The sequence below is a fragment of the Ruminobacter amylophilus genome (genome assembly GCF_900115655.1).
Classification (GTDB): Bacteria; Pseudomonadota; Gammaproteobacteria; order Enterobacterales; family Succinivibrionaceae; genus Ruminobacter; species Ruminobacter amylophilus.
Map to the genome: position 1 here is coordinate 25,855 of NZ_FOXF01000005.1, position 21,713 is coordinate 47,567.

Consider the following 21,713-nt stretch of genomic DNA (forward strand, 5'->3'; position numbering starts at 1 on the left):
TTTAAACAGTCATCAGTTACTTCAGTAATTAAGGCAAAACCTCATCACACATCCTGTATGTCGCAAAGACAAAAACAATCAGACACCTTTCTATTACAATCATGGTAACGACTGTAATCTTCCATTAACCGGAATTACTTTACTGACTGAACATATACTATGAAACGGCCCATCCAATATCTTAACGGCAGTTTTCTGCATAATTATCGGTAAACTTGCATATTATACTCTAAGAAGAGCGATTATTCTCTATTAACAGATACACCTTATTACAGAACCAATCCCTTATAAATTCATAAAATTTCATTAAAAACAGAGAAAAAAAGACTATAATTAGGCACCGGATTCAATGCTAAACAGTCAGCCAGATAATGATAAAAATGAAAGCCTTAAAATTTTACTGTAGCACTATAGCTTTTTTGATTATTTTTTTCTCAAATCATAACGCTCAGGCAGAAAATGTGGAAACTGCAGGAACAAACCTTCCATTCTCTGTTTTTATTGAAGCCATTCTTGAAGCACCGGAATATGACGAACGAACCGACTACACCAAGCTTAAAACCACAAAAATACCTTATTCACAATTTATATTCCATGGGGATTCAGTGGATAAGGTTGTAGTGAAAAAGTCAAAATATCGCCTTTTTTTGTATCGTAAAGGCAAAATCATAAAAACCTATTTTATTGCTTTAGGAGAAAATCCTAAAGGACACAAACACTTTGAAGGAGACAAGAAAACTCCCGAGGGTACGTATATTCTTGACTACGTGAATCAAAACTCAAGATTTCATAAATCATTCCATATTTCATATCCCAATAAAAATGATATCCAGTATGCAAAATCATTCGGTAAAAAACCTGGCGGAATGATAATGGTTCACGGTCAGCCATACATTAAAGACAATCCTACTCCTGGGCTCCAGGCATCAAACTGGACAAACGGATGTATCGCATTGCTCAATGATGACATGGATGAATTTCTTGAACTGGTCTCCCCTGGAACAGTCATCGAAATACAGCCATAGAATAACTGTTAGCATGTCATAAGCATAACTGCCATAAATTCAACCACGGCTTCGTGAAAAACAAAGCCGTTTTAAATTTTTCTATACCAGCATTTCAGCATAACCTTCAGGATTCCACTTTAGACAGGCAAATTTCTGCTCATCATCGGTATTGTTGATTTTCAGAAGAACTACGGCAAAAACATGCTCAATTTCGTTTTCATTCTCCGCAGGTCTGGCAATGTATACCTCAGCGTAATTATACGCTTCTAGTTCATCATTCAAAATATCCTCAAGAGTATCATCCATATCGCTCCAACTGTACATTGGAGGTCTGATAATTCCCTGATATATTGAGTCATTCTCAACTGCCTGATTAAATTCATTGATATCCTTTTCAGTAATATTGCCATTTTCCAGATCAATCTGAATGGACTCCTGAATAATATTAAAAGCCTCAGACACAAGTCTATCAACCGTAACGTCATCTAATTCATATACTTCATTGTTTTCCATACAAAACCTTAATTTAAAAGGGCTATCCTTTTCATTGACAACTAAAAAAAGAGGGGGCGGTATAACTCTGATGTCCAGCAGGTATACCGATCATCCAAACTCATTCAATATCGAGCATTAGTCGAAATAATGACTATATTGTGATAAAATTGTACGTTATCCACGGACAAATAAATTATTAACTATATAAATTTGAAAAACAACTGCAGATTGAGGTCTGTTACATGATAACAAGCCAAAATGCATAGTCTTTTGGCTGTGTATAATAAAAATTTAACTCAAAAGGCTTACACGGATAAAATAAAATGCAAAAGAAAGTAATCAATTTCCTGTTAATCGTTATACTATCTTCATATTTTCTTTTTTTCTCACATATCCTTGTTCTCGACGGACCGACATCAGCTATCAGTTTTGGCAATTCAAACAACCTCATCACTCTAGCATTTGTTTCCGGAATCATTGCTTTAGGATTTTGGAGTGTCTCTGCCAGGAAGGAAATTACCATCAATTCATCATATAAAACACTGTCATTAATCAGTATTTTATTTATAATTCCTGCTGTCTATCATTTTATAACAAATAGCAATGACACGTTCGCCCCTGTCATTGGAGCCTTATTTTTCTCTCTTACATTCTTCGCTTTTTATCAGCTATATAAAATTGTCGAACTGAAAAAATTACTTCTTATACTGATACCTGTAGGTGCCATCATTGAAATGCTGCTTACGCATTTTAATGCAGATATATGCGATTCAGTCTCCATAGTTGCAAATCATCAGACAAGCATAATTTGGGGAATCACCGCACTTCTGTTCATTACAGCCTCTGACTACGAAACTCCAAAATTAAAGAACCTTAGCACCATTCTTTCAGTTTTTCTGGCCGCACTTGTTATTCTTGAACTCGCAATCTGCAAATCATTAGTTATTATATGCACCACTGTTATTGTTACTCTAATATCAGGAATCTGTGCGTTAAAAAGCAAAAATAATACATTTGCGGGTTTTATCCTTCTGCTTACCACCCTATTGTCAGGCTTCATAGCATTTTCAACATATGATCTCTATGGATCATACAACCTTTCCTCATACTCCACGGATATTTACGCAAAAGTTATCCGTCCAAACCTTCTTATCGGAACCGGTTATGAAACTGCCAATAGTACTATTCTGCACTACATTGTGAATAATGACGTCGACGTACCATTTGAAAACGATATAAGCTCAATGACAAGAATTGTCATCGAAGCCGGCATCATAGGAGTCTTGGGCATTATCTCAGCATTTCTTTTTCTGTATCACGTTTATTTCAAATACTCAAAGAAAAATGCTTATACAATCAGTAATTTCTGTACCATAGTTCCAATAATAGTACTTAATACTCAAACGAACATATTTGATAATTCTTTTATCATTCTGTTTCTTCTGGCTTCCTACTGTTGGGCATTTGATTCTAATTACGAAGAAAGAACAATGTTCTATCAGACAAAATCAAATTTCCTCGTTGGTCAGCTGGCAATAATTATCCCCTCACTCAGCATAACATTTGTCACAACAGGTATAATCTCACTTCCATATATTAATAAAGATATCAACAATTCTGAGATCACTAATGAGCACAGAACTCTGCTTTTGTTCAATCATATGGTTAGACAGACAGAATATACAGAATTCAACATGGTTAAAACGGCTGAAAACGTTTATGACCTGAGAATTCCTGCCTTATTTCAGGAAAGTATTGAGAACCTCAGAGATAGAGAACGTTACAGTATCACCCCTGAACTTTATGGTATATTATCAAAATTGGAGAAAATTTATTCAACAAATCCTAATTTAACAGATGAAAACAGATCTGAATTGTTGGAACAAAGTAAACTCCACAGTAAAATTCAAACATTTTTAGAACACAAATAAAAAGAAGTACTCATGACTGAAGACAACAAATCCATTAAGGAACAGACCGGATATCATATTACCGATGTAACTGAAAGTGCCAAATTGCCTACACCTTTTGGTATTTTCAACATAATTGCATTTAAAGATGAACAGAACAAGGAACACGCAGCTGTATATATGGGAGATATAACAACTGACGCCCCTGTATTGGCACGTATTCACTCAGAATGCCTTACCGGTGACACCATGTTCAGTTTAAAATGCGACTGTGGTTTTCAGCTGGAAGCCGCAATGAAACAGATCGCAAAAGAAAAAAGAGGTGTTCTGTTATACGTTAGACAGGAAGGACGAGGTATCGGACTGTTCAATAAAATAAAAGCCTATCATTTACAGGATAATGGGATGGATACTGTAGATGCCAATCTTCATTTAGGCTTCCCCGCTGATGCAAGGCACTACGAAATTTGTGCAGAAATGTTTAACTATCTGAAAGTTAAGTCAATTAAACTAATGACTAATAATCCACTTAAAGTTGCCGAAATGAAGAAATACAACATTAACGTTGTTGAACGCGTGGCAATAGAAGTAGGACGCAATAAATATAATGAAAACTATTTGGATACTAAAGAAGAGCGTATGGGGCACTGGCTGACTCACGGCAATCATTAAATATAAAACCAGCTCATAGATCTCATAGTATAAAATACCCAATAAAAAATCTCCTGTTCATTACCTGAACAGGAGATTTTAATTATCTGAACAAATACCTGACGTTAGTCTTTTCTACCAGCAGATACTATTACAACCTTATCACTTCCAGTATTTCTCATGAAAGTATATGGAGACTTGGAAAGTGTAGTATGCTTACCGCTGGCAACAGCAGGATGCTTCAAACGGAAATTACCAAGAATTGACCAGTGATTTACCAGATCCTTGTACTCAGGCTTATCAAGGTCACCCCAGTTCATATCAGAACGCAAAGCCTGATCGATATAACCGCCATCCTTCATCAGATCTCTACCGGATTCGTCGCCATAATAGAGCTGAACCTGGCCAGGAAGCATCATGAAGCTGTTTGCAGCACGCTTCTGTAATGCAAAATCCTTATAATCGCCAAAGAAAAGCTTGGTATCATGAGATGAAATATAAGACATAGCATTGAAGCTAGGATCACTGCTAATCATTCTTGCATATTTTGAATAAACGTCATCAGCTGTCTTCATACACTGTGAATAAGACATTGATTCTCTCTGATAGTCAAAGTTGATAATACTTGAGAAGCCGTTGTCATACCAGAGGTCCTTTGCAACACCGTGATCCCACACTTCGCCAACCATGAAGAATGGTAAATCATCAAGCTTCTTTGATGGATTTTCAGCTTTCCATTCCTTTAAAGCCTTTACGGCAGATTCATTTAACTTCTTCCATGCAATCGGATCAACATGTTTTACAGTATCACATCTAAAACCGTCAATACCGAACTTTCTTACGTAATAAGTATGCCAACTTACCAGATAATCTACTATGGTTGCATTTGGCAAATCAACTGCCTTGGTATCTTTTTTATGCTTTAAGAAATAAGGCAGAGAAACAGCTTTGTTGCTTTCCGTCAGGAAATCAGGAAGACCGCCTACAGCCATATCAGCGTCACCGACACCTGGTTCAGGATATCCAGGCAAACCTGCACGAACCCAATCAGGCCCCCACCACTTCTTCCAATCCTTGGTCTTGGTGTTTATAAATGCGTTGATACTGCTCCAGGTACCATACATGCCAACAGGTTTGAAATCTGAATAATCTTTTGGCAACTCATCTTTTTTGTTCACAAGTTCTGGCAAATCAAGGTCCTGAAGATCCTTTAAGGTTGCATGACCACCATGATTCATAACCACGTCAACAAGAACTCTGATGCCTCTCTTATGAGCTTCATCAATAAACTCCTGGAAATCAGCCTCAGAACCAAGATTCTTATCTATATTCGTAAAGTCCATAGCCCAATAACCATGGTATGCATAGAATGGGAATGACTGTTCGACACCACCGCCCACAAAGCCATGTGACTGTTCAACAATCGGTGTCACCCAGATGGCATTAATACCCAGCTTCTTGAGATAATCAAGTTTTGCGGTAATACCCTTAAAGTCACCGCCGTGCCATGTACCGATTTCATCTTCACCATCAAACTTTCTTCCATATGAATGGTCGTTTGACTTATCTCCATTGTTGAAACGGTCAGTCAGCATGAAATAAACATTGGCATTATCCCATGAGAAAGCAGGAATTGCCTTATCTTTGGCTTCTTCAAGGAGAAGAATACCTTCACTGGCAGGGGAAGGAGTCATGGTTACCTTACCGTTTTTAACTGTAGCAGTCTGACCGGTATAAGCATCTCTAACTACAGTTCCATTCTTCCATGCCTTGGATACATTCGCTGTAATAGCCTGACCATTCCACTTATCACAGTCTACTGCAGGAGGCTGACGTTTAACTTCAACTTTCTTAGTTCCTCTCAAAATACTGAGAGTTGGAACATCCTTGGTATAATTAAGGGTAAAGTCATAGGTACTTGGGAGGAGAACCTTAAGCTCAAATTCTCCCTTAGCACAGTTTGACATCTGAGTTGCTGTACCGAATGAAATACGGGCATCAGCATCTGGTCCAAAAGTAGTACCACAGGTCAGACCTGAATCACCAAGTTTAATCTTATAGGTACCTTTTTCGAGAGCTACAGAAGCCTTATAGACATTATTCTTTTCATGAAGTTTAAACTGACTGGCAGATCCTGCATTGACGCCATTGAGATAAATATAAACAGGCTTGTTATCAAGCTTGCCTGATAAAACGGTATGCTCTTTTGCTTGTTTTGTTACCGTGCCTTTGCCTACTGAGTTATCACTGTTACAGCCAAAAGTTGCAACTGATACAGCTACAGCTAGAGCTGATAATAAAAATTTGTTCATAAATATCCCTCAAAATTTCATGATCGAAAATAAATTTATAAAACTAAATAAGATTGATTGTAAATTATTATTTCTAAATAGTCTGTTATATTCAATATAAAGAGTGATTAATAACAAAAAACCACCATAAAGGTGGTTTTAATATTCTAATAGGACTTAAATTAGAGTCTGTATTTAACTTCAGGTTCGTCCTCTGCTTCAGGCCAGTTCTCAATGCGCATTCCCAAAGAGAGACCTTCGCGTGAAAGAACATCCTTAATCTCAGAAAGAGATTTCTTACCGAGATTTGGAGTTCTTAACAACTCAACTTCAGTACGCTGAACAAGATCACCTATAAGCTTAATACCTTCAGCCTTCAGACAGTTAGCAGAACGAACAGTAAGTTCAAGCTCTTCAACTGGTTTAAGAAGCTGTGGATTGATCTTAGGTTCATTATCTTCCTCAACAACAGGTTCACTAAATGAACTGATATTGATAAACGCGTCAAGCTGTTCATGGAAAATAGTTGCAGCATGCTTCAGGGCATCTTCAGGAGTAATGGTACCATCTGTTTCAAGACTAATCACCAGACTTTCAAGAGCTCTGCCTTCGTTATTTTCGTAAGGTTCGATTCTATATGCAACATTCTTCACAGGGCTATAAGTAGCATCAACAAGCAGTCGACCTTCGCCATGATCTCTATGATCTTCAGCATGATTAGAAGAACGTAAATCGGCTCTGTCAAAGCCTCTGCCTCTGTCAACATAAACTTCCATAATGAACGGAACTGAACGATGAGTAATGTGGCAGATAACTAATTCCGGATTTAAAATCTTCACACCTGTTGGACAATAGATATCGCCGGCAGTAATAGGACCAACATAATCTGACTTATAATTATGGTTATCCTCTGAAGACGTTTCAGGGTCATTAACATGTAAAGAAAGCACTGCTTCATTCATGGTTGTATTTTCAATTTCAACTGCAATCTTCTTAAGATTTAACAGTAAAACCAGAATATCTTCCTGCAAGCCTTCCTTAGTAGTATATTCATGATCTACGCCTTTGATCTTTACTGCATTGATTGCACAACCAGGCATAGATGATAAAAGAATTCTTCTTAAGGCGTTACCTAAAGTGAGACCGAAATTTTGTTCAAATGGTTCAAGTCTAATTATTGATTGAGTCTGAGAGATTTTTTCAATATTAGCCTGCTGCGGTCTAAAAGTATCAGTTGAGAAGTTCAAGTTTGATTCCTCATTTGACAGAATATACAATCTGTATAAAAATTAACAATTGCTAAAAAGCAAAAAATGATCGTTTAATTATATACGGTGTACTGTAAAAGTCAAGCTAAAAAAAGATAAAAAGACCCCGCATACACGAGGTCTTTTTTATTACTTAAAATAAATTAAGCTTCAGCAGTTTCAGCAACTTCAGCAGGCTTCTGATCAACTAAGCTGATGTAAGCCATCTGAGTCATGTCACCTGGACGTAAACCGCACTTTAAAATACGGGTGTAACCACCATTACGTTCAAGACAACGCTTGCCAATGTCGTTGAAAAGCTTGGTAACGATATCTCTATCGCGGGTGCGTGCAAATACTAAACGACGATTAGCAACACTGTCAACCTTAGCAATAGTGATAAGACGTTCAGCAACACGACGTAATTCCTTAGCCTTAGGTAAAGTAGTCTTAATAGTTTCTTCTCTGAATAAGGCTACAGCTAAAGCACGGAATAATGCAGCACGGCTGCTGCTATTGCGGTTCAACTGACGACCGCTCATACGATGACGCATGATATCTTCCTTATAAAATAAATGTTGTTATGACTTAGAACCTTGACCTGACAACTCGGCAGGAGGCCAGTTATCAAGACGCATACCGAGGGATAAACCACGCTGAGCTAAAACATCCTTGATCTCAGTTAGAGACTTTCTACCAAGATTTGGAGTCTTTAACAACTCAACTTCAGTACGCTGAACTAAATCACCGATGTACTGTATACTTTCAGCCTTCAAGCAGTTAGCAGAACGAACTGTTAACTCAAGATCATCAACGGACTTAAGGAGTACCGGATCCGGAGCAGGAACATGAGTCTGCTCTACAGGGCTTACAGTCTTAACAGCATCTAAATCCACAAAAGAATATAGTTGTTCACGAAGGATACTTGCACCTAAATGAATAGCCTGTTCTGGATCTAACACACCGTTAGTTACAATATCGAGCACCAATTTATCTAATTCAGTTCTCTGCTCAACACGGGCAGAATCTACTTCATAAGATAAATATTTTACGGGACTGAAACTTGCGTCTAACATAATGTTGTTGTCTTCATCAAAGCCAGGCTTTCTTCCCTGCTGACTTGCAGGTAAAAAACCAACGTTGCGCACAACCTTCATTTTAATCTGAATGTTAGATTTAGCATACTTAAGATGACAAAGTACATGGTCTTTATTAACAATGTTAACCTTATCACTTACGATGTCACCAGCGCAAACGGGACCGGCTCCAGACTTGGACAATTCTATATCGACTTCATTTTCTGCATCATCTAATATGCTTACTGCTATTCCTTTAATATTCAATAACAGTTCAAGAACATCTTCCTGAATATCTGACTTTGCACTATATTCATGTGCAACACCTTCGATAACCACATCGGTAATTGCACAACCAGGAACAGACATTAATAGACAACGACGCAAAGCCTGACCTAAAGTATTGCCAAAACCACGTTCCAAAGGTTCGAGAACGACATTTGCATGGTTCTGAGCAACAGGTTCTATTGCCACCTGTCTTGGTTTTAAAAAGTCTTTTACAGAGCCCAAAATTATTCCCTCGTTTAGAGACTAAATTACTTAGAGTAAAGTTCGATGATAAGCTGTTCCTGAATATCAGCAGGTAAATCTGAACGTTCTGGAACACGAACATACTTACCCTTCATGCTATCAGCATCAACTTCAACCCAGCTAATAGGTTCGCTAGTCTTAGCTAAATCAAGAGCAACCTTGATACGTTCCTGATTCTTAGCCTTTTCACGAACAACAATTTCAGCACCAGCTGAAACCTGGAATGAAGGAATATTAACAACCTTACCGTCAACCATGATAGCCTTATGGCTAACAAGCTGTCTTGCTTCTGCTCTGGTAGAACCAAAACCCATTCTGTAAACTACGTTATCAAGACGGGATTCAAGAAGCTTAAGAAGGTTTTCACCAGTGTTACCGTTCAAACGAGAAGCCTTCTTATAGTAGTTTCTGAACTGACGTTCTAAAACACCGTAAATACGACGAACTTTCTGCTTTTCACGTAACTGAAGACCGTATTCAGAAGTACGAGGTCTGTTTTCCCAATGCTGACCAGGAAGCTTTCTTGATCTTTCGCCACGAGCAGCAAAAGCCTTAACACCTGACTTGAGGAAAAGGTCTGTACCTTCTCTACGGCTTAATTTAATAGATGGTCCAATATATCTTGCCATTTTAATACTCCATTATGCAAAGAAGGTACTACACACGACGCTTCTTCGGTGGACGACAGCCGTTGTGTGGAATTGGGGTTACGTCAGTGATATTAGTAATCTTATAACCAATAGCATTGAGTGCACGAATTGAAGATTCACGACCAGGACCAGGGCCCTTTACGTTAACTTCAAGATTCTTAACACCGTATTCCTTAGCTGCTTCACCTGCACGTTCAGCTGCTACCTGAGCAGCATATGGAGTGGACTTACGGGAACCACGGAAACCAGAACCACCAGAGGTAGCCCATGAAAGAGCATTACCCTGACGGTCAGTAATAGTAATAATTGTATTATTAAAAGAAGCGTGAATATGAGCTACGCCATCTGCTACCTGCTTCTTTACGCGCTTACGAGCACGAGCATTAGTGCTGTGAGATGCTTTAACCATTATATTAACCTCGCTTACTTCTTAATTGCCTTGCGCGGACCCTTACGAGTACGAGCATTAGTCTTAGTACGCTGACCATTTACTGGTAAGCCTTTACGATGACGAAGACCACGGTAACAACCAAGATCCATAAGACGCTTAATGTTTAAAGTAATTTCACGACGAAGGTCACCTTCTACAGTGTACTTAGCAACCTGTTCACGAACTTTATCTAATACAGATTCATCTAAATCTTTAATTTTAACGTCTTCTCTGATCTGAGCATCAGCACAAATCTTCTTTGCGGTGGTAGCACCGATACCGTAGATGTACTGAAGTGCAATAACTGCATGCTTCTGATCAGGAACGTTAATACCAGCTATACGGGCCACTATAAACTCCTAATATGTAAGTTATAAAAAATAGCCTCCGCAAAGCCCGTTAGGATACGCGGGGGCCGACTAGTGCACAATAAAAAACTGCAGTCACAGATTATACATGACATGCAGTTTTTTTGCAAACAAAATTAATTGAGTAAATTTATATTAACCCTGACGCTGCTTATGCTTAGGATCAGTACAAATTACTCTTACAACACCACCACGCTTAATGATTTTGCAGTGACGGCAAATCTTTTTAACTGAAGCACCAACTTTCATGACATACTCCTGTTTGGACTAGCGTCCATAATTTAACAAATTTGCTTTCTTCAGCACATCACCATAAAGTAATTTTGCCTTATGGCTTTGGTATTGTGCGATTAAATCCATTGTTACCACAACAATAATCAGCAACGAAGTACCACCAAAATAGAACTGAACGTTAAACCAGCTCATGAGCATTTGAGGAACAAGACACACAAAGCACATGTAAAGGCCACCAGCAAGAGATAATCTTGTCATAACCTTATCAATATGTTTAGCAGTCTGTTCACCAGGTCTAATACCAGAAATAAGTGCACCGCCCTTTCTTAAGTTGTCAGCTATCTCACGAGGATTAAATACCATCGCGGTATAGAAGAAACAGAAGAACATGATGGCAACCGCATATAAAATTTCATATAACGGCTGGCCTGGGGACAGTAGCATTGATATTTCCTGCAATGTACTTACAAAAATACCCTGATCAGCATTGCCACTACCCAACCATGCAGCAATTGTCGCAGGGAACATAATAATGCTAGATGCGAAAATTGCAGGTATAACACCTGACATGTTCAGTTTAAGAGGCAAATGACTTGCAGGCGGTTCGTAAATACGATTGCCACTCTGTCTTTTGGCGTAATTAATTGGTATTCTACGCTGACCAAGTTCGACAAACACAACAAAGGCAGTAACTGCTATAACGACTACAGCAATTATGATGAGACTTAATGCATTCAAATCACCCTGACGCGACTGCTCTAATGTAACACCGATTGCACGAGGAAGACCAGCAACAATACCAGCAAAAATTAGAAGTGAGATACCATTACCAATACCACGTTCAGTGATCTGTTCGCCTAACCACATCAGGAACAAAGTACCAGTGGTAAGACTTAATGTCGCAACAACATAGAATTGAAAGCTTGGGTTATCTACAAGACCAGGCATCATTCTTGGTAAACCATAAGCGATACCTGATGCTTGAACTAAACCCAATAGCAAAGTTCCCCAGCGGGTATACTTTGTTAATGTTCGTCTACCGGCTTCGCCTTCTTTCTTTAATTCAGCTAACTGAGGAATCATAACCGACATTAGCTGAATAATAATAGAAGCGGAAATGTAAGGCATAATGCCTAAGGCTAAAATGGACGCACGTTCCAATGCACCACCAGAGAACATGTTGAACATCCCCATTACGTTTCCGCTTTGGGAATTAAACACTTCACGGAGCACATCGGCATTCACACCAGGAACAGGGATGTAGGAACCAAAGCGGAAGATGATAAGCCCAAAAATTACATACCAAATTCTCTGCTTGAGTTCACTAGTTTCCTTTTTATCTTGGCCTGGTCTTGCTACCATTTTTATATCCTTATTCTTCTACCTTACCGCCAGCAGCTTCGATTGCAGCCTTAGCGCCCTGAGTTACCTTGAGGCCCTTAACTACTACAGCCTTGCTTAACTTAGCTTCCTTAGAAAGAATAATCTTAACATTTTCGAACTTGTGACCGATAATGTCAGCTTTCTTTAAGGACAGCAGATCAACTACTTCACCTTCAACCTTGTTTAATTCGTTGAGAGGAACTTCAGTAGTAACCTGAGCGATTCTTGAGAAGAAACCGAACTTAGGTAAACGAATCTTGATTGGCATCTGACCGCCTTCAAATCCTGGTCTAGTACCGCCACTCTTACGAGCGCCAGCACCCTTAATACCACGACGACAGGTCTTACCAACACCAGAACCCATACCACGGCCTACTCTCAGCTTAGGCTTCTTGGAACCTTCAGCAGGCTTTAAAGAATCTAATGTTAATTTCTTTTCCATAATTATTCTTCCACCTTCACCATGTAATACACAGTAGCAACCATACCACGAATCTGTGGATTATCAGGAAGAGTTACAGTGTGACCAATATGACGAAGCTTAAGAGCACGTAAAGTAGCTACGTGATTAGGCTTGCGACCAATAGCACTCTTAGTTTGGGTAACTTTAATAGTCTTCTCAGCCATTTTTTACTCCAAAATATCGTCAAGAGTTAAACCACGCTTAGCACATACAGCAGCTGGAGACTTCATAGAGTTTAAAGCTGCTACAGTTGCTCTTACGATGTTACCAGGGTTGGTTGAACCATATGCCTTTGCAAGCACGTTCTTAACACCGGCAACTTCGAGCACAGCACGCATAGCACCACCAGCGATAATACCAGTACCTTCTGAAGCAGGCTTCATAAATACGGTAGAACCAGCATGAGTACCTCTTACTTCGTGGTATAAAGTACCATTGTTAAGTTCAACCTTGTTTTCAGCGATGTTAGCCTTAGCCTGATCCATAGCCTTAGCAATAGCAGCTGGAACTTCAGATGCCTTACCATAGCCATAACCAACACGGCCATTACCGTCGCCAACAACAGTTAAAGCAGTGAATGAGAAAATTCGACCACCCTTAACAACCTTTGCTACACGATTAACTGCAACCAACTTTTCCTGCAGTTCGTTAGACTGAGATTCATTTCTAGCCATTCTCATTCACCTTAGAACTTAAGACCAGCTTCACGGGCAGCGTCAGCAAGTGCTGCAACACGGCCATGATACTGGAAACCTGAACGATCGAAAGAAACAGTGGTAACATCTTTTGCAACTGCGCGTTCAGCAACAACCTTGCCGATTAACTTCGCAGCTTCAATATTACCAGTGTACTTAACCTGTGCAGCAAGATCTTTTTCAAGAGTTGAAGCACATACAACTACGTTACCGTCGTTGTTAATTACCTGAGCGTAAATATGACGCGGAGTACGATAAACAACTAGGCGTGTAGCACCCAATTCATGCATCTTAGCACGAGCTTTCTTAGCTCTGCGAAGACGAGATAAATTCTTATCCATTGCTTATTCCTACTTCTTCTTAACTTCTTTAATATGTACAACTTCGTCAGCATAACGAACGCCCTTACCTTTATAAGGTTCTGGCTTACGATAAGCACGAAGATTTGCAGCAACCTGACCAACAAGTGCCTTGTCAACGCCTTTAACAACGATTTCAGTCTGAGAAGGAGTTTCAATAGTGATTCCTTCTGGTACATCATAGTTGATTGGGTGTGAGTAACCTAATTCAAGGTTTAACACTTTGCCCTTAGCCTGAGCACGATAACCTACACCGATTAAGGTAAGCTTACGTTCAAAGCCCTTTTCGATACCACGTACCATGTTAGCAACATTTGCGCGTGCAGTACCAGACTGAGCATTTGCTTCGAGTGAATCATCAACTGGAGCAAAAGTAACAGCGCCGTCTTTAACAGCTACAGTTACTAAAGAATTGATCTTAGCACTTAATGAAGCTGACTTACCTTTAACGGTGATGTTGTTACCGTCAAGAGCAACTTCAACACCTGCAGGGATAACTACAGGAGACTTAGCAACACGAGACATTGTTTTACTCCTTAAGCTACGTAGCAAACAACTTCACCACCGATGCCCAGTTTACGAGCAGCGCGGTCAGTCATAAGCCCTTTAGAGGTAGAAATTACAGCAATACCTAAACCATTCTGAATCTTAGGAAGATCTGAACAGCTCTTGTAGATACGAAGACCAGGACGTGAAACACGCTTGATCATTTCAACTACAGGCTTGCCTTGGAAATACTTAAGGCTGATTTCAAGAACTTTCTTTTCATCGCCAGAAACAGAAAAATCTGCAATATAGCCTTCTTTCTTAAGCAGATCAACAATTGCAACTTTCTGCTTTGAAGAAGGTAAACTAATCGTAACCTTACCGGAAGCCTGGCCGTTACGAATACGAGTCAATAAATCCGAAATTGGATCCTGCATACTCATAAGTCAATCTCCTAGAATTACCAGCTGGCCTTTTTAAGACCAGGAATTTCGCCTTTCATCATGTGTTCACGAACCATGATACGAGACATACCAAACTTACGTAAATAACCATGTGGACGACCAGTGATGCTGCAACGGTTACGCTGACGGATAACACTGGAATCACGTGGAAGTGACTGAAGCTTTAAAACAGCAGCCCACTTTTCTTCATCGCTTGCGGTAACGCTAGAGATAATGTCCTTGAGTTCCTGACGCTTTTGAAAATACTTCTTAGCAAGGAGTTCGCGCTTCTTTTCGCGCATTAACATTGATGTTTTAGCCATAACTAATATCCTTACTTACGGAATGGGAAATTAAAAGCAGTTAAGAGTGCTCTTGCTTCGTCATCAGTCTTAGCAGAAGTAGTGATGGTGATATCCATACCACGAATTGCGTCAACCTTATCGAAATCAATTTCAGGGAAAATGATCTGTTCACGAACACCCATTGAGTAATTACCACGACCGTCGAAAGACTTGGCATTAACACCACGGAAGTCACGGATACGAGGCATAGCGATAGAAATTAATCTTTCGAGGAATTCCCACATACGTTCGCCACGTAAGGTAACCTTACAACCGATCGGATAGCCTTCACGAATCTTAAAGCCCGCTACAGATTTACGAACCTTGGTGATTAAAGGTTTCTGACCAGAAATAGCGGTTAAATCCTTAACAGCATTTTCTAAAACCTTCTTATCGTCCACAGCTTCACCGACACCCATGTTGAGGGTTATCTTTTCAATCCTAGGGACTTGCATGACAGTCTTGTAACCAAACTGTTCAGTTAAAGTCTTGATCACTTCTTGTCTATAAATATCATGCAGTTTCGCCATTGTAAACTCCAATTATTTAACAAGTTCATTATTAGACTTAAAGAATCTAACCTTCTTAGAATCCTCAAATCTGAAACCAACGCGATCTGCCTTCTGAGTAGAAGGATTATAAATCGCAACATTAGATACATCGATAGGTGCTTCTTTAGTAACAATACCACCTTCGATACCATAAGCTGGGTTAGGCTTGATGTGTCTCTTAACGAGATTAACACCCTGAACAACAACCTTATGTTCAGCAGTTAAAACTTTAACTACCTTACCGGTCTTCTTCTTGTCCTTACCAGCGATAACAATTACTTCGTCATTCAGACGGATTTTGCTTGCCATATTTCGACCCTCTATTAAAGAACTTCAGGAGCCAGTGAAACGATCTTCATGAAACGTTCAGTACGTAATTCACGAGTTACTGGTCCAAAAATACGAGTTCCAATCGGCTGATACTGACCGTTAAGGAGAACAGCCGCATTGCGGTCAAAACGAATGACAGAACCATCCTGACGGCGAACGCCTTTCTTAGTGCGAACTACAACTGCGTTAACTACGTCACCCTTCTTTACCTTTCCGCGAGGAATTGCTTCCTTTACAGAAACCTTGATAACGTCACCAACACTGGCGTAACGACGATGTGAACCACCAAGAACCTTAATACACATTACACTACGAGCGCCTGAATTATCAGCGACATCTAGCATACTCTGCATCTGGATCATGATTATGCTCCGTTATAATAATAAAAATAAAAACAAAATTACATCTCAATACAATGAAATGGTGCGTTATAGTAACATAAAATTTCAAAAAGATTAAGGATTTTTTTGATCTAAATTCAATTATTTACAAAACTGAATTCATATGGAGGAATTTTGACATATTCCTCTACACTGGAATAAAGAGTTATCAGTTTGACTATATCGTTTATATAATAAAAAAAGGGAAGCGAGCTTCCCTTTTAACAATTAACTAAATGTTAATATTAGTTGTTTTCTACAACACGAACTAAAGTCCAAGAAATGGTCTTTGAAATAGGACGGCATTCCTTGATTTCAACGATATCGCCTTCTTTAGCTACGTTGTTCTCATCCTGAACATGAAGCTTGGTAGTACGCTTAACGATCTTACCATAAATAGGGTGCTTAACTTTACGTTCAATAGCAACTACAATGGCTTTATCCATCTTGTCGCTAACTACACGACCCTGCTTTAAACGAGAAATTTCGCTCATTACTCACCATCCTTCTTTGAAGATAACTGTGCTAACACTAACTTAACACGAGCGATGTCACGACGAGTCTTCTTTAAAACTGAAACGTCCTTAAGAGAACCGGTCTTTAACATAAGCTTCTGGTTAAACTGCTGACGCAATAAGTTGGCTAACTCAGTATTGAGTTCTTCAACACTCTTATTATTAAGTTCACTTACAAACATTATAATACCGCCTTAGTTACAAAAGTGGTCTGAACAGAGAGCTTAGCAGCAGCAAGTTCGAATGCATGACGGGCTAAATCTTCAGGAATTCCACCGAGTTCGAATAAGATCTTACCTGGCTGAATTGGACAAACCCAGTATTCTACACTACCCTTACCTTTACCCATACGAACACCAAGAGCCTTTTCAGTAATTGGCTTATCTGGGAATACACGGATAAAGATCTGACCCTTACGCTGAATAGCACGAGTGAACGCTCTACGAGCAGCTTCGATTTCACGTGCAGTAATCTGACCACGGGTTACGGCCTTCAGACCAAAATCGCCGAAAGCAACGGTACCGCCTGCATAGGCAAGACCGCGGTTACGACTCTTCTGAGTCTTACGGTATTTAGTACGCTTTGGTTGTAACATAATCGATCTCCTTACTTAGCAGCCTGATTTCTAGCGTTTGGACGCTTGTTGAAATTCTTAGAAGGCTTCTTTTCTGGCTGAGCTTCAGTTTCAAGTGGTAAACCACCTAAAATTTCACCCTTGAAAATCCATACCTTAACACCGATTACACCGTAAGTGGTGTTAGCTTCAGATACAGAGTAATCAATATCAGCACGAAGAGTGTGTAATGGCACACGACCTTCACGTAACCATTCAGAACGTGCAATTTCAGCACCGCCTAAACGACCACTAGTTTCGATCTTGATACCCTTAGCACCAGCCTTCATTGCAAGCTGAATAGCCTTCTTCATAGCCTTACGGAACATAACACGATGTTCGAGCTGTGAAGCGATATTGTCAGCAACAAGCTTAGCATCTAATTCAGGAGTTCTAACTTCCATTACCTTAACAGAAGCAGCAACACCTGCAATCTTAGCAACCTGAGTGCGGATCTTTTCAAGATTAACACCCTTTTCACCATAAACAGCCTTTGGCTTGCTGGTGTAGATGGTTACAGTGATGGTCTTTGCCGGTCTGTCGATAACAATACGTGATACAGAAGCGTTCTTTAATTCCTTAGAAATGTAATCACGAACCTGATAATCGCAGAAAAGATTGTCTGCGAAATCAGCAGTGTTTGCATACCAGGTAGAATTGAACTGCTTAGTAATACCTAAACGAATACCATTTGGATTAACTTTCTGGCCCATTCCTTACTCCTTACGCCTTAGCTGCCACAACAACGGTGATGTGGGAGGTACGCTTGGTGATACGGTCAGCACGACCTTTAGCACGAGCGCGGATACGCTTGAGTGAAGGACCTTCGTCAACCATAATCTGTGAAACATACAATGAATCAACATCTAAACCAACGTTGTGTTCAGCGTTGGCAATTGCTGATTTCAAAACCTTTAAAATGATAGCTGCGGACTTTCTTGGGCTAAACTGTAAAGTGTAAACAGCCTGAGCCGCAGGTAAACCGCGTACTTGGTTAGCTACTAAACGTGCTTTCTGAGCTGAAGTACGGGCATTCTTATGTATAGCGATAGCTTCCATTTAATAACTCCTTACTTACCTGCTTTATCAGCAGCGTGACCTTTGAAAGTACGAGTTGGGGCAAATTCACCCAACTTGTGACCAACCATTTCGTCAGAAATGTATACAGGTACATGCTGACGACCATTATGGACAGCGATGGTCATCCCAATCATAGTAGGGATAATTATTGAGCGACGAGACCAAGTCTTAATTGGCTTCTTATCATTGCTTTCCACCGCTTTCTCTACCTTCTGCAGCAAGTGTTGGTCAATAAAAGGACCTTTCTTGAGCGAACGTGGCATGGTAATACCTCTTATCTAAAATTACTTATCACGACGACGAACGATGTACTTATCAGTACGCTTATTCTTGCGGGTCTTGTAGCCCTTACATAAGGTACCCCAAGGAGATCTTGGCTGAATACCCTTGTTACGGCCTTCACCACCACCATGTGGATGGTCGATTGGGTTCATAGACATACCGCGAACAGTAGGACGAATGCCTAACCAACGCTTAGCACCAGCCTTACCTAACTGACGAAGCATGTGTTCTGAATTACCTACTTCACCAATGGTAGCACGACCGTCTGCTAAAACGCGACGCATTTCGCCAGAACGCATACGTAAGGTTACGTAGTCACCTTCACGAGCGAGGATCTGACAGAAAGCACCGGCTGAACGTGCAAACTGAGCACCCTTACCTGGGTAAAGTTCAACAGAGTGAACATTAGTACCAACAGGGATGTTGCGTAATGGCAGAGCATTACCAACCTTAATAGATGCATGAGCACCTGATTCAACAACATCACCAGCCTTTAAGCCCTTAGGAGCTAAAATATAGCTGCGAACACCGTCTGCATAGCAGATCAGTGCAATGTGTGAACTACGGTTTGGATCATATTCAATACGTTCAACCTTAGCAGGGATACCGTCCTTAACACGCTTGAAATCGATAACACGATAACGCTGCTTGTGACCACCACCGATATGACGGGTAGTGATACGACCGTAGTTGTTACGACCACCAGTCTTACGCTTTTCTTCAACTAAACCAGCAAATGGAGCGCCCTTGTAAAGATCAGGAGTCACAATCTTAACAACGTGACGACGACCTGGAGATGTTGGTTTGCAATTAACAATTGCCATTTTTATTACTCCTATTCAGCCTGACTACCTACGAAATCGACAGTCTGACCAGGCATTAAGGTAACATAAGCCTTCTTCCAGTCCTGACGACGACCTAAACGCTGACCAGTGCGCTTTACTTTACCCTGGTAGTTAATAGTGTTTACAGCCTTAACCTTTACACCAAGAATCTTTTCAAAAGCCTGCTTGATTTCTGGCTTGGTGGCATCACTAGCAACTGCAACAGTAACAACGTTGTTAGCCTGTGCAATAGTATTGGTCTTTTCAGTTACCAATGGGCTCTTAATGATATTATAAAGACGAGAACTAACCATTATGCTAATAACTCCTCAATCTTCTTAACTGCAGCAGAAGTTACTAATACCTTGTCATGAGAGATAAGGCTTACTGGGTTGAAACCAGCACCCTGAACGCTGCATACGTCTACCTTGTAGAGGTTACGAGCTGACAGAGCTAATTTTTCTTCAAAGTCTGGAGTTACGATTAATACATCTTTGAGTGATAATTCGTTAAGCTTGTTTACGAGAGCCTTGGTCTTGATTTCTTCAACACCGAAGTTTTCAACTACAACTAAACGATCCTGACGAACTAATTCACTGAGGATGCTACGAATAGCAACACGGTACATCTTACGATTTACCTTCTGTTCCCAGTTCTGTGGCTGAGCAGCGAAAACCTTAGCACCGCCTCTCCATAATGGAGAACGGATAGAACCAGCACGTGCTCTACCGGTACCCTTCTGACGGAATGGTTTCTTACCGCCGCCAGATACTTCTGAACGGGTTAACTGAGCCTTTGAACCCTGACGGGCAAAGTTCATGTAAGCTACTACAACCTGATGAACAAGCGCTTCGTTGTATTCACGACCGAAGGTTGTTTCAGAAACCTGAAGTGGGCTTGAGCCTACCATCTTTAATTCCATGATTATCCCCTCGCTTACGCTTTAACACTTGGCTTAACAACAACAGTACCGTTGATTGCACCTGGAACAGCACCCTTAACTAAGAGAGCATTACGTTCAGCATCAACACGTACAACCTCAAGAGCCTGTACAGTAACCTTAACATTACCTAAGTGACCGCACATACGCTTACCCTTGAATACACGACCAGGAGTCTGATTCTGACCGGTTGAACCAGGAACACGGTGAGAACGTGAATTACCGTGAGTCATATCCTGAGTACGGAAATTCCAACGCTTTACTGAGCCTGCGAAACCCTTACCCTTAGAGGTACCGGTTACGTCAACCTTCTTAACATCGTTGAATAATTCAACTTTAACTTCTGAACCTACTGAATAGTTAGCAATATCAGCGTCGTCGATACGGAATTCCCATAAACCACGACCGGCTTCAACACCAGCCTTAGCAAAATGGCCGGCTTCAGGCTTAGTTAAACGGCTAGCCTTCTTTGAACCGGTAGTTACCTGGATAGCAGTGTAGCCATCGGTATCTTTAGTTTTGATCTGAGTTACGCGATTTGCTTCAACTTCAATAACAGTCACAGGAATTGACTTACCATCTTGTTCGAAGATGCGAGTCATACCAACCTTGCGACCAATTACGCCAATTGACATTATTTATCCCCTCATTAACCCAAGCTAATCTGAACATCAACACCTGCAGCAAGGTCAAGGCGCATTAAAGCATCAACAGTCTTGTCAGTGTGTTCAACGATATCCACAAGACGCTTGTGGGTGCGAATTTCGTACTGATCACGCGCATCTTTGTTTACGTGTGGAGAAATCAGTACAGTAAAACGTTCCTTACGAGTAGGAAGTGGAATTGGACCACGCACCTGTGCACCAGAACGCTTAGCAGTTTCAACAATTTCCGCAGTAGACTTGTCGATTAATCTATGATCGAAAGCCTTTAAGCGAATACGAATTCTTTGGTTTGGCATATTACCAGAGCTCCAAATGGAAAAAGAACAAAAAAGACAAACCCGCCGTCTCGCCATATCTTTTTAATTTTTAGGCAAGAGGAGATTAGTCCAAACTAATTAAATCCCTAAATATCTTAGGGGGTAAATGCTATAAGAGCATCGCTCGTTAAAGAGCTAAGTAATTATAGTTAA

General features: G+C 40.2%; 34 protein-coding genes. 3 read left to right on the forward strand and 31 right to left on the reverse strand.

The genetic code is table 11. The features are described 5' to 3' along the window. The first annotated feature begins 380 nt into the window (after window positions 1–380). Window positions 381–1,025: a L,D-transpeptidase family protein gene (locus BMY80_RS02255; protein WP_084155481.1), complete on the forward strand. Its 645-nt coding sequence runs from the start codon at window positions 381–383 to the stop codon at window positions 1,023–1,025. Window positions 1,026–1,106: 81 nt separating this feature from the next. Here BMY80_RS02255 and BMY80_RS02260 read toward each other — a convergent pair whose 3' ends face one another. Continuing rightward, window positions 1,107–1,520 (reverse strand): DUF440 family protein, encoded by a 414-nt coding sequence (locus tag BMY80_RS02260; protein ID WP_031579681.1) that lies wholly within the window; start codon window positions 1,518–1,520, stop codon window positions 1,107–1,109. A 305-nt stretch (window positions 1,521–1,825) separates the two neighbouring features. Between BMY80_RS02260 and BMY80_RS02265 the strand changes: the two genes are divergently transcribed. Then, window positions 1,826–3,433, forward strand: a complete 1,608-nt coding sequence (locus tag BMY80_RS02265; RefSeq protein WP_031579682.1) for a hypothetical protein — start codon at window positions 1,826–1,828, stop codon at window positions 3,431–3,433. Between the two features lie 12 nt (window positions 3,434–3,445). Continuing rightward, window positions 3,446–4,084 (forward strand): GTP cyclohydrolase II, encoded by a 639-nt coding sequence (gene ribA, locus BMY80_RS02270; protein WP_093140588.1) that lies wholly within the window; start codon window positions 3,446–3,448, stop codon window positions 4,082–4,084. 104 nt (window positions 4,085–4,188) lie between these two features. Here the strand turns inward: ribA and BMY80_RS02275 are convergent, their stop codons facing one another. The 30 genes from BMY80_RS02275 to rpsJ form a co-directional block, all read right to left on the reverse strand. Beyond that, the gene (locus BMY80_RS02275) at window positions 4,189–6,375 is read right to left on the reverse strand and encodes an alpha-amylase (protein WP_093140590.1); all 2,187 of its coding nucleotides are present in this window, start codon (window positions 6,373–6,375) and stop codon (window positions 4,189–4,191) included. A 161-nt stretch (window positions 6,376–6,536) separates the two neighbouring features. Continuing rightward, a complete protein-coding gene (locus BMY80_RS02280; protein ID WP_093140592.1) occupies window positions 6,537–7,601 on the reverse strand; it encodes a DNA-directed RNA polymerase subunit alpha in 1,065 nt (354 codons plus the stop codon). A gap of 164 nt (window positions 7,602–7,765) precedes the next feature. Continuing rightward, the gene (gene rplQ, locus BMY80_RS02285; protein ID WP_031578276.1) at window positions 7,766–8,155 is read right to left on the reverse strand and encodes a 50S ribosomal protein L17; all 390 of its coding nucleotides are present in this window, start codon (window positions 8,153–8,155) and stop codon (window positions 7,766–7,768) included. 27 nt (window positions 8,156–8,182) lie between these two features. Continuing rightward, window positions 8,183–9,190: a DNA-directed RNA polymerase subunit alpha gene (locus BMY80_RS02290; RefSeq protein WP_093140594.1), complete on the reverse strand. Its 1,008-nt coding sequence runs from the start codon at window positions 9,188–9,190 to the stop codon at window positions 8,183–8,185. Between the two features lie 23 nt (window positions 9,191–9,213). Continuing rightward, window positions 9,214–9,837: a 30S ribosomal protein S4 gene (rpsD, locus tag BMY80_RS02295; RefSeq protein ID WP_031578274.1), complete on the reverse strand. Its 624-nt coding sequence runs from the start codon at window positions 9,835–9,837 to the stop codon at window positions 9,214–9,216. A 28-nt stretch (window positions 9,838–9,865) separates the two neighbouring features. Continuing rightward, window positions 9,866–10,267 (reverse strand): 30S ribosomal protein S11, encoded by a 402-nt coding sequence (gene rpsK, locus BMY80_RS02300; RefSeq protein WP_031578273.1) that lies wholly within the window; start codon window positions 10,265–10,267, stop codon window positions 9,866–9,868. Between the two features lie 14 nt (window positions 10,268–10,281). After that, a complete protein-coding gene (gene rpsM, locus BMY80_RS02305) occupies window positions 10,282–10,638 on the reverse strand; it encodes a 30S ribosomal protein S13 (RefSeq protein ID WP_031578272.1) in 357 nt (118 codons plus the stop codon). Between the two features lie 153 nt (window positions 10,639–10,791). After that, the gene (gene rpmJ / locus BMY80_RS02310; RefSeq protein WP_010457377.1) at window positions 10,792–10,905 is read right to left on the reverse strand and encodes a 50S ribosomal protein L36; all 114 of its coding nucleotides are present in this window, start codon (window positions 10,903–10,905) and stop codon (window positions 10,792–10,794) included. An 18-nt stretch (window positions 10,906–10,923) separates the two neighbouring features. Then, window positions 10,924–12,252 carry a preprotein translocase subunit SecY gene (gene secY / locus BMY80_RS02315; RefSeq protein ID WP_093140596.1) on the reverse strand — a complete coding sequence of 443 codons (1,329 nt, stop codon included), beginning with the start codon at window positions 12,250–12,252 and terminating at the stop codon, window positions 10,924–10,926. A gap of 10 nt (window positions 12,253–12,262) precedes the next feature. Beyond that, complete coding sequence (rplO, locus tag BMY80_RS02320; RefSeq protein ID WP_031578270.1) at window positions 12,263–12,715, reverse strand: 50S ribosomal protein L15; 453 nt, start codon at window positions 12,713–12,715, stop codon at window positions 12,263–12,265. A gap of 2 nt (window positions 12,716–12,717) precedes the next feature. Then, the gene (rpmD, locus tag BMY80_RS02325) at window positions 12,718–12,900 is read right to left on the reverse strand and encodes a 50S ribosomal protein L30 (protein ID WP_031578269.1); all 183 of its coding nucleotides are present in this window, start codon (window positions 12,898–12,900) and stop codon (window positions 12,718–12,720) included. A 3-nt stretch (window positions 12,901–12,903) separates the two neighbouring features. After that, complete coding sequence (gene rpsE / locus BMY80_RS02330; protein WP_031578268.1) at window positions 12,904–13,410, reverse strand: 30S ribosomal protein S5; 507 nt, start codon at window positions 13,408–13,410, stop codon at window positions 12,904–12,906. Between the two features lie 11 nt (window positions 13,411–13,421). Beyond that, on the reverse strand, window positions 13,422–13,772 hold the full coding sequence (rplR, locus tag BMY80_RS02335) for a 50S ribosomal protein L18 (RefSeq protein WP_031578267.1): 351 nt from the start codon (window positions 13,770–13,772) through the stop codon (window positions 13,422–13,424). A gap of 9 nt (window positions 13,773–13,781) precedes the next feature. Continuing rightward, entirely contained in the window at window positions 13,782–14,315 is a 534-nt protein-coding gene (gene rplF, locus BMY80_RS02340; RefSeq protein WP_031578266.1) for a 50S ribosomal protein L6, read from the reverse strand. Between the two features lie 11 nt (window positions 14,316–14,326). Beyond that, entirely contained in the window at window positions 14,327–14,719 is a 393-nt protein-coding gene (rpsH, locus tag BMY80_RS02345) for a 30S ribosomal protein S8 (protein WP_031578265.1), read from the reverse strand. A gap of 17 nt (window positions 14,720–14,736) precedes the next feature. Continuing rightward, entirely contained in the window at window positions 14,737–15,042 is a 306-nt protein-coding gene (gene rpsN / locus BMY80_RS02350; RefSeq protein ID WP_031578264.1) for a 30S ribosomal protein S14, read from the reverse strand. A gap of 11 nt (window positions 15,043–15,053) precedes the next feature. Beyond that, a complete protein-coding gene (rplE, locus tag BMY80_RS02355) occupies window positions 15,054–15,593 on the reverse strand; it encodes a 50S ribosomal protein L5 (protein ID WP_031578263.1) in 540 nt (179 codons plus the stop codon). A gap of 12 nt (window positions 15,594–15,605) precedes the next feature. Next, window positions 15,606–15,923, reverse strand: a complete 318-nt coding sequence (gene rplX, locus BMY80_RS02360; protein ID WP_093140598.1) for a 50S ribosomal protein L24 — start codon at window positions 15,921–15,923, stop codon at window positions 15,606–15,608. A gap of 14 nt (window positions 15,924–15,937) precedes the next feature. Further along, complete coding sequence (rplN, locus tag BMY80_RS02365) at window positions 15,938–16,306, reverse strand: 50S ribosomal protein L14 (RefSeq protein WP_031578261.1); 369 nt, start codon at window positions 16,304–16,306, stop codon at window positions 15,938–15,940. Between the two features lie 263 nt (window positions 16,307–16,569). Beyond that, window positions 16,570–16,818, reverse strand: coding sequence for a 30S ribosomal protein S17 (rpsQ, locus tag BMY80_RS02370; protein WP_031578259.1), 249 nt, complete (start codon window positions 16,816–16,818; stop codon window positions 16,570–16,572). Continuing rightward, entirely contained in the window at window positions 16,818–17,021 is a 204-nt protein-coding gene (gene rpmC / locus BMY80_RS02375) for a 50S ribosomal protein L29 (RefSeq protein ID WP_031578258.1), read from the reverse strand. Before rpmC ends, rpsQ begins: the two co-directional genes overlap by 1 nt. After that, window positions 17,021–17,434, reverse strand: a complete 414-nt coding sequence (rplP, locus tag BMY80_RS02380; RefSeq protein ID WP_031578257.1) for a 50S ribosomal protein L16 — start codon at window positions 17,432–17,434, stop codon at window positions 17,021–17,023. The genes rpmC and rplP overlap by 1 nt, the downstream gene beginning before the upstream one ends. 11 nt (window positions 17,435–17,445) lie before the next feature. Then, complete coding sequence (gene rpsC, locus BMY80_RS02385; protein ID WP_031578256.1) at window positions 17,446–18,165, reverse strand: 30S ribosomal protein S3; 720 nt, start codon at window positions 18,163–18,165, stop codon at window positions 17,446–17,448. 10 nt (window positions 18,166–18,175) lie between these two features. Beyond that, window positions 18,176–18,511 carry a 50S ribosomal protein L22 gene (gene rplV, locus BMY80_RS02390; protein ID WP_031578255.1) on the reverse strand — a complete coding sequence of 112 codons (336 nt, stop codon included), beginning with the start codon at window positions 18,509–18,511 and terminating at the stop codon, window positions 18,176–18,178. A gap of 11 nt (window positions 18,512–18,522) precedes the next feature. Next, window positions 18,523–18,795, reverse strand: coding sequence for a 30S ribosomal protein S19 (gene rpsS, locus BMY80_RS02395; RefSeq protein WP_031578254.1), 273 nt, complete (start codon window positions 18,793–18,795; stop codon window positions 18,523–18,525). A gap of 21 nt (window positions 18,796–18,816) precedes the next feature. Beyond that, window positions 18,817–19,638, reverse strand: a complete 822-nt coding sequence (rplB, locus tag BMY80_RS02400) for a 50S ribosomal protein L2 (RefSeq protein ID WP_093140601.1) — start codon at window positions 19,636–19,638, stop codon at window positions 18,817–18,819. A gap of 11 nt (window positions 19,639–19,649) precedes the next feature. After that, window positions 19,650–19,952, reverse strand: coding sequence for a 50S ribosomal protein L23 (gene rplW, locus BMY80_RS02405; protein ID WP_342741906.1), 303 nt, complete (start codon window positions 19,950–19,952; stop codon window positions 19,650–19,652). Beyond that, on the reverse strand, window positions 19,952–20,560 hold the full coding sequence (gene rplD, locus BMY80_RS02410; protein WP_031578251.1) for a 50S ribosomal protein L4: 609 nt from the start codon (window positions 20,558–20,560) through the stop codon (window positions 19,952–19,954). The genes rplW and rplD overlap by 1 nt, the downstream gene beginning before the upstream one ends. A 14-nt stretch (window positions 20,561–20,574) precedes the next feature. After that, a complete protein-coding gene (gene rplC / locus BMY80_RS02415; RefSeq protein WP_093140603.1) occupies window positions 20,575–21,213 on the reverse strand; it encodes a 50S ribosomal protein L3 in 639 nt (212 codons plus the stop codon). A 14-nt stretch (window positions 21,214–21,227) separates the two neighbouring features. After that, window positions 21,228–21,539 carry a 30S ribosomal protein S10 gene (gene rpsJ, locus BMY80_RS02420; protein ID WP_031578249.1) on the reverse strand — a complete coding sequence of 104 codons (312 nt, stop codon included), beginning with the start codon at window positions 21,537–21,539 and terminating at the stop codon, window positions 21,228–21,230. Window positions 21,540–21,713: the final 174 nt, after the last annotated feature.

Bases quoted from the DNA above. Each gene is read 5' to 3' on its own strand.
- BMY80_RS02255 (WP_084155481.1), top strand. From the start codon at position 381: ATGAAAGCCTTAAAATTTTACTGTAGCACTATAGCTTTTTTGATTATT.
- BMY80_RS02260 (WP_031579681.1), bottom strand. From the start codon at position 1,520: ATGGAAAACAATGAAGTATATGAATTAGATGACGTTACGGTTGATAGA.
- BMY80_RS02265 (WP_031579682.1), top strand. From the start codon at position 1,826: ATGCAAAAGAAAGTAATCAATTTCCTGTTAATCGTTATACTATCTTCA.
- ribA (WP_093140588.1), top strand. From the start codon at position 3,446: ATGACTGAAGACAACAAATCCATTAAGGAACAGACCGGATATCATATT.
- BMY80_RS02275 (WP_093140590.1), bottom strand. From the start codon at position 6,375: ATGAACAAATTTTTATTATCAGCTCTAGCTGTAGCTGTATCAGTTGCA.
- rplQ (WP_031578276.1), bottom strand. From the start codon at position 8,155: ATGCGTCATCGTATGAGCGGTCGTCAGTTGAACCGCAATAGCAGCAGC.
- rpsD (WP_031578274.1), bottom strand. From the start codon at position 9,837: ATGGCAAGATATATTGGACCATCTATTAAATTAAGCCGTAGAGAAGGT.
- rpsK (WP_031578273.1), bottom strand. From the start codon at position 10,267: ATGGTTAAAGCATCTCACAGCACTAATGCTCGTGCTCGTAAGCGCGTA.
- rpmJ (WP_010457377.1), bottom strand. From the start codon at position 10,905: ATGAAAGTTGGTGCTTCAGTTAAAAAGATTTGCCGTCACTGCAAAATC.
- secY (WP_093140596.1), bottom strand. From the start codon at position 12,252: ATGGTAGCAAGACCAGGCCAAGATAAAAAGGAAACTAGTGAACTCAAG.
- rplO (WP_031578270.1), bottom strand. From the start codon at position 12,715: ATGGAAAAGAAATTAACATTAGATTCTTTAAAGCCTGCTGAAGGTTCC.
- rpmD (WP_031578269.1), bottom strand. From the start codon at position 12,900: ATGGCTGAGAAGACTATTAAAGTTACCCAAACTAAGAGTGCTATTGGT.
- rpsE (WP_031578268.1), bottom strand. From the start codon at position 13,410: ATGGCTAGAAATGAATCTCAGTCTAACGAACTGCAGGAAAAGTTGGTT.
- rplR (WP_031578267.1), bottom strand. From the start codon at position 13,772: ATGGATAAGAATTTATCTCGTCTTCGCAGAGCTAAGAAAGCTCGTGCT.
- rplF (WP_031578266.1), bottom strand. From the start codon at position 14,315: ATGTCTCGTGTTGCTAAGTCTCCTGTAGTTATCCCTGCAGGTGTTGAA.
- rpsH (WP_031578265.1), bottom strand. From the start codon at position 14,719: ATGAGTATGCAGGATCCAATTTCGGATTTATTGACTCGTATTCGTAAC.
- rpsN (WP_031578264.1), bottom strand. From the start codon at position 15,042: ATGGCTAAAACATCAATGTTAATGCGCGAAAAGAAGCGCGAACTCCTT.
- rplE (WP_031578263.1), bottom strand. From the start codon at position 15,593: ATGGCGAAACTGCATGATATTTATAGACAAGAAGTGATCAAGACTTTA.
- rplX (WP_093140598.1), bottom strand. From the start codon at position 15,923: ATGGCAAGCAAAATCCGTCTGAATGACGAAGTAATTGTTATCGCTGGT.
- rplN (WP_031578261.1), bottom strand. From the start codon at position 16,306: ATGATCCAGATGCAGAGTATGCTAGATGTCGCTGATAATTCAGGCGCT.
- rpsQ (WP_031578259.1), bottom strand. From the start codon at position 16,818: ATGAGCGAAATTTCTCGTTTAAAGCAGGGTCGTGTAGTTAGCGACAAG.
- rpmC (WP_031578258.1), bottom strand. From the start codon at position 17,021: ATGTTTGTAAGTGAACTTAATAATAAGAGTGTTGAAGAACTCAATACT.
- rplP (WP_031578257.1), bottom strand. From the start codon at position 17,434: ATGTTACAACCAAAGCGTACTAAATACCGTAAGACTCAGAAGAGTCGT.
- rpsC (WP_031578256.1), bottom strand. From the start codon at position 18,165: ATGGGCCAGAAAGTTAATCCAAATGGTATTCGTTTAGGTATTACTAAG.
- rplV (WP_031578255.1), bottom strand. From the start codon at position 18,511: ATGGAAGCTATCGCTATACATAAGAATGCCCGTACTTCAGCTCAGAAA.
- rpsS (WP_031578254.1), bottom strand. From the start codon at position 18,795: ATGCCACGTTCGCTCAAGAAAGGTCCTTTTATTGACCAACACTTGCTG.
- rplB (WP_093140601.1), bottom strand. From the start codon at position 19,638: ATGGCAATTGTTAATTGCAAACCAACATCTCCAGGTCGTCGTCACGTT.
- rplW (WP_342741906.1), bottom strand. From the start codon at position 19,952: ATGGTTAGTTCTCGTCTTTATAATATCATTAAGAGCCCATTGGTAACT.
- rplD (WP_031578251.1), bottom strand. From the start codon at position 20,560: ATGGAATTAAAGATGGTAGGCTCAAGCCCACTTCAGGTTTCTGAAACA.
- rplC (WP_093140603.1), bottom strand. From the start codon at position 21,213: ATGTCAATTGGCGTAATTGGTCGCAAGGTTGGTATGACTCGCATCTTC.
- rpsJ (WP_031578249.1), bottom strand. From the start codon at position 21,539: ATGCCAAACCAAAGAATTCGTATTCGCTTAAAGGCTTTCGATCATAGA.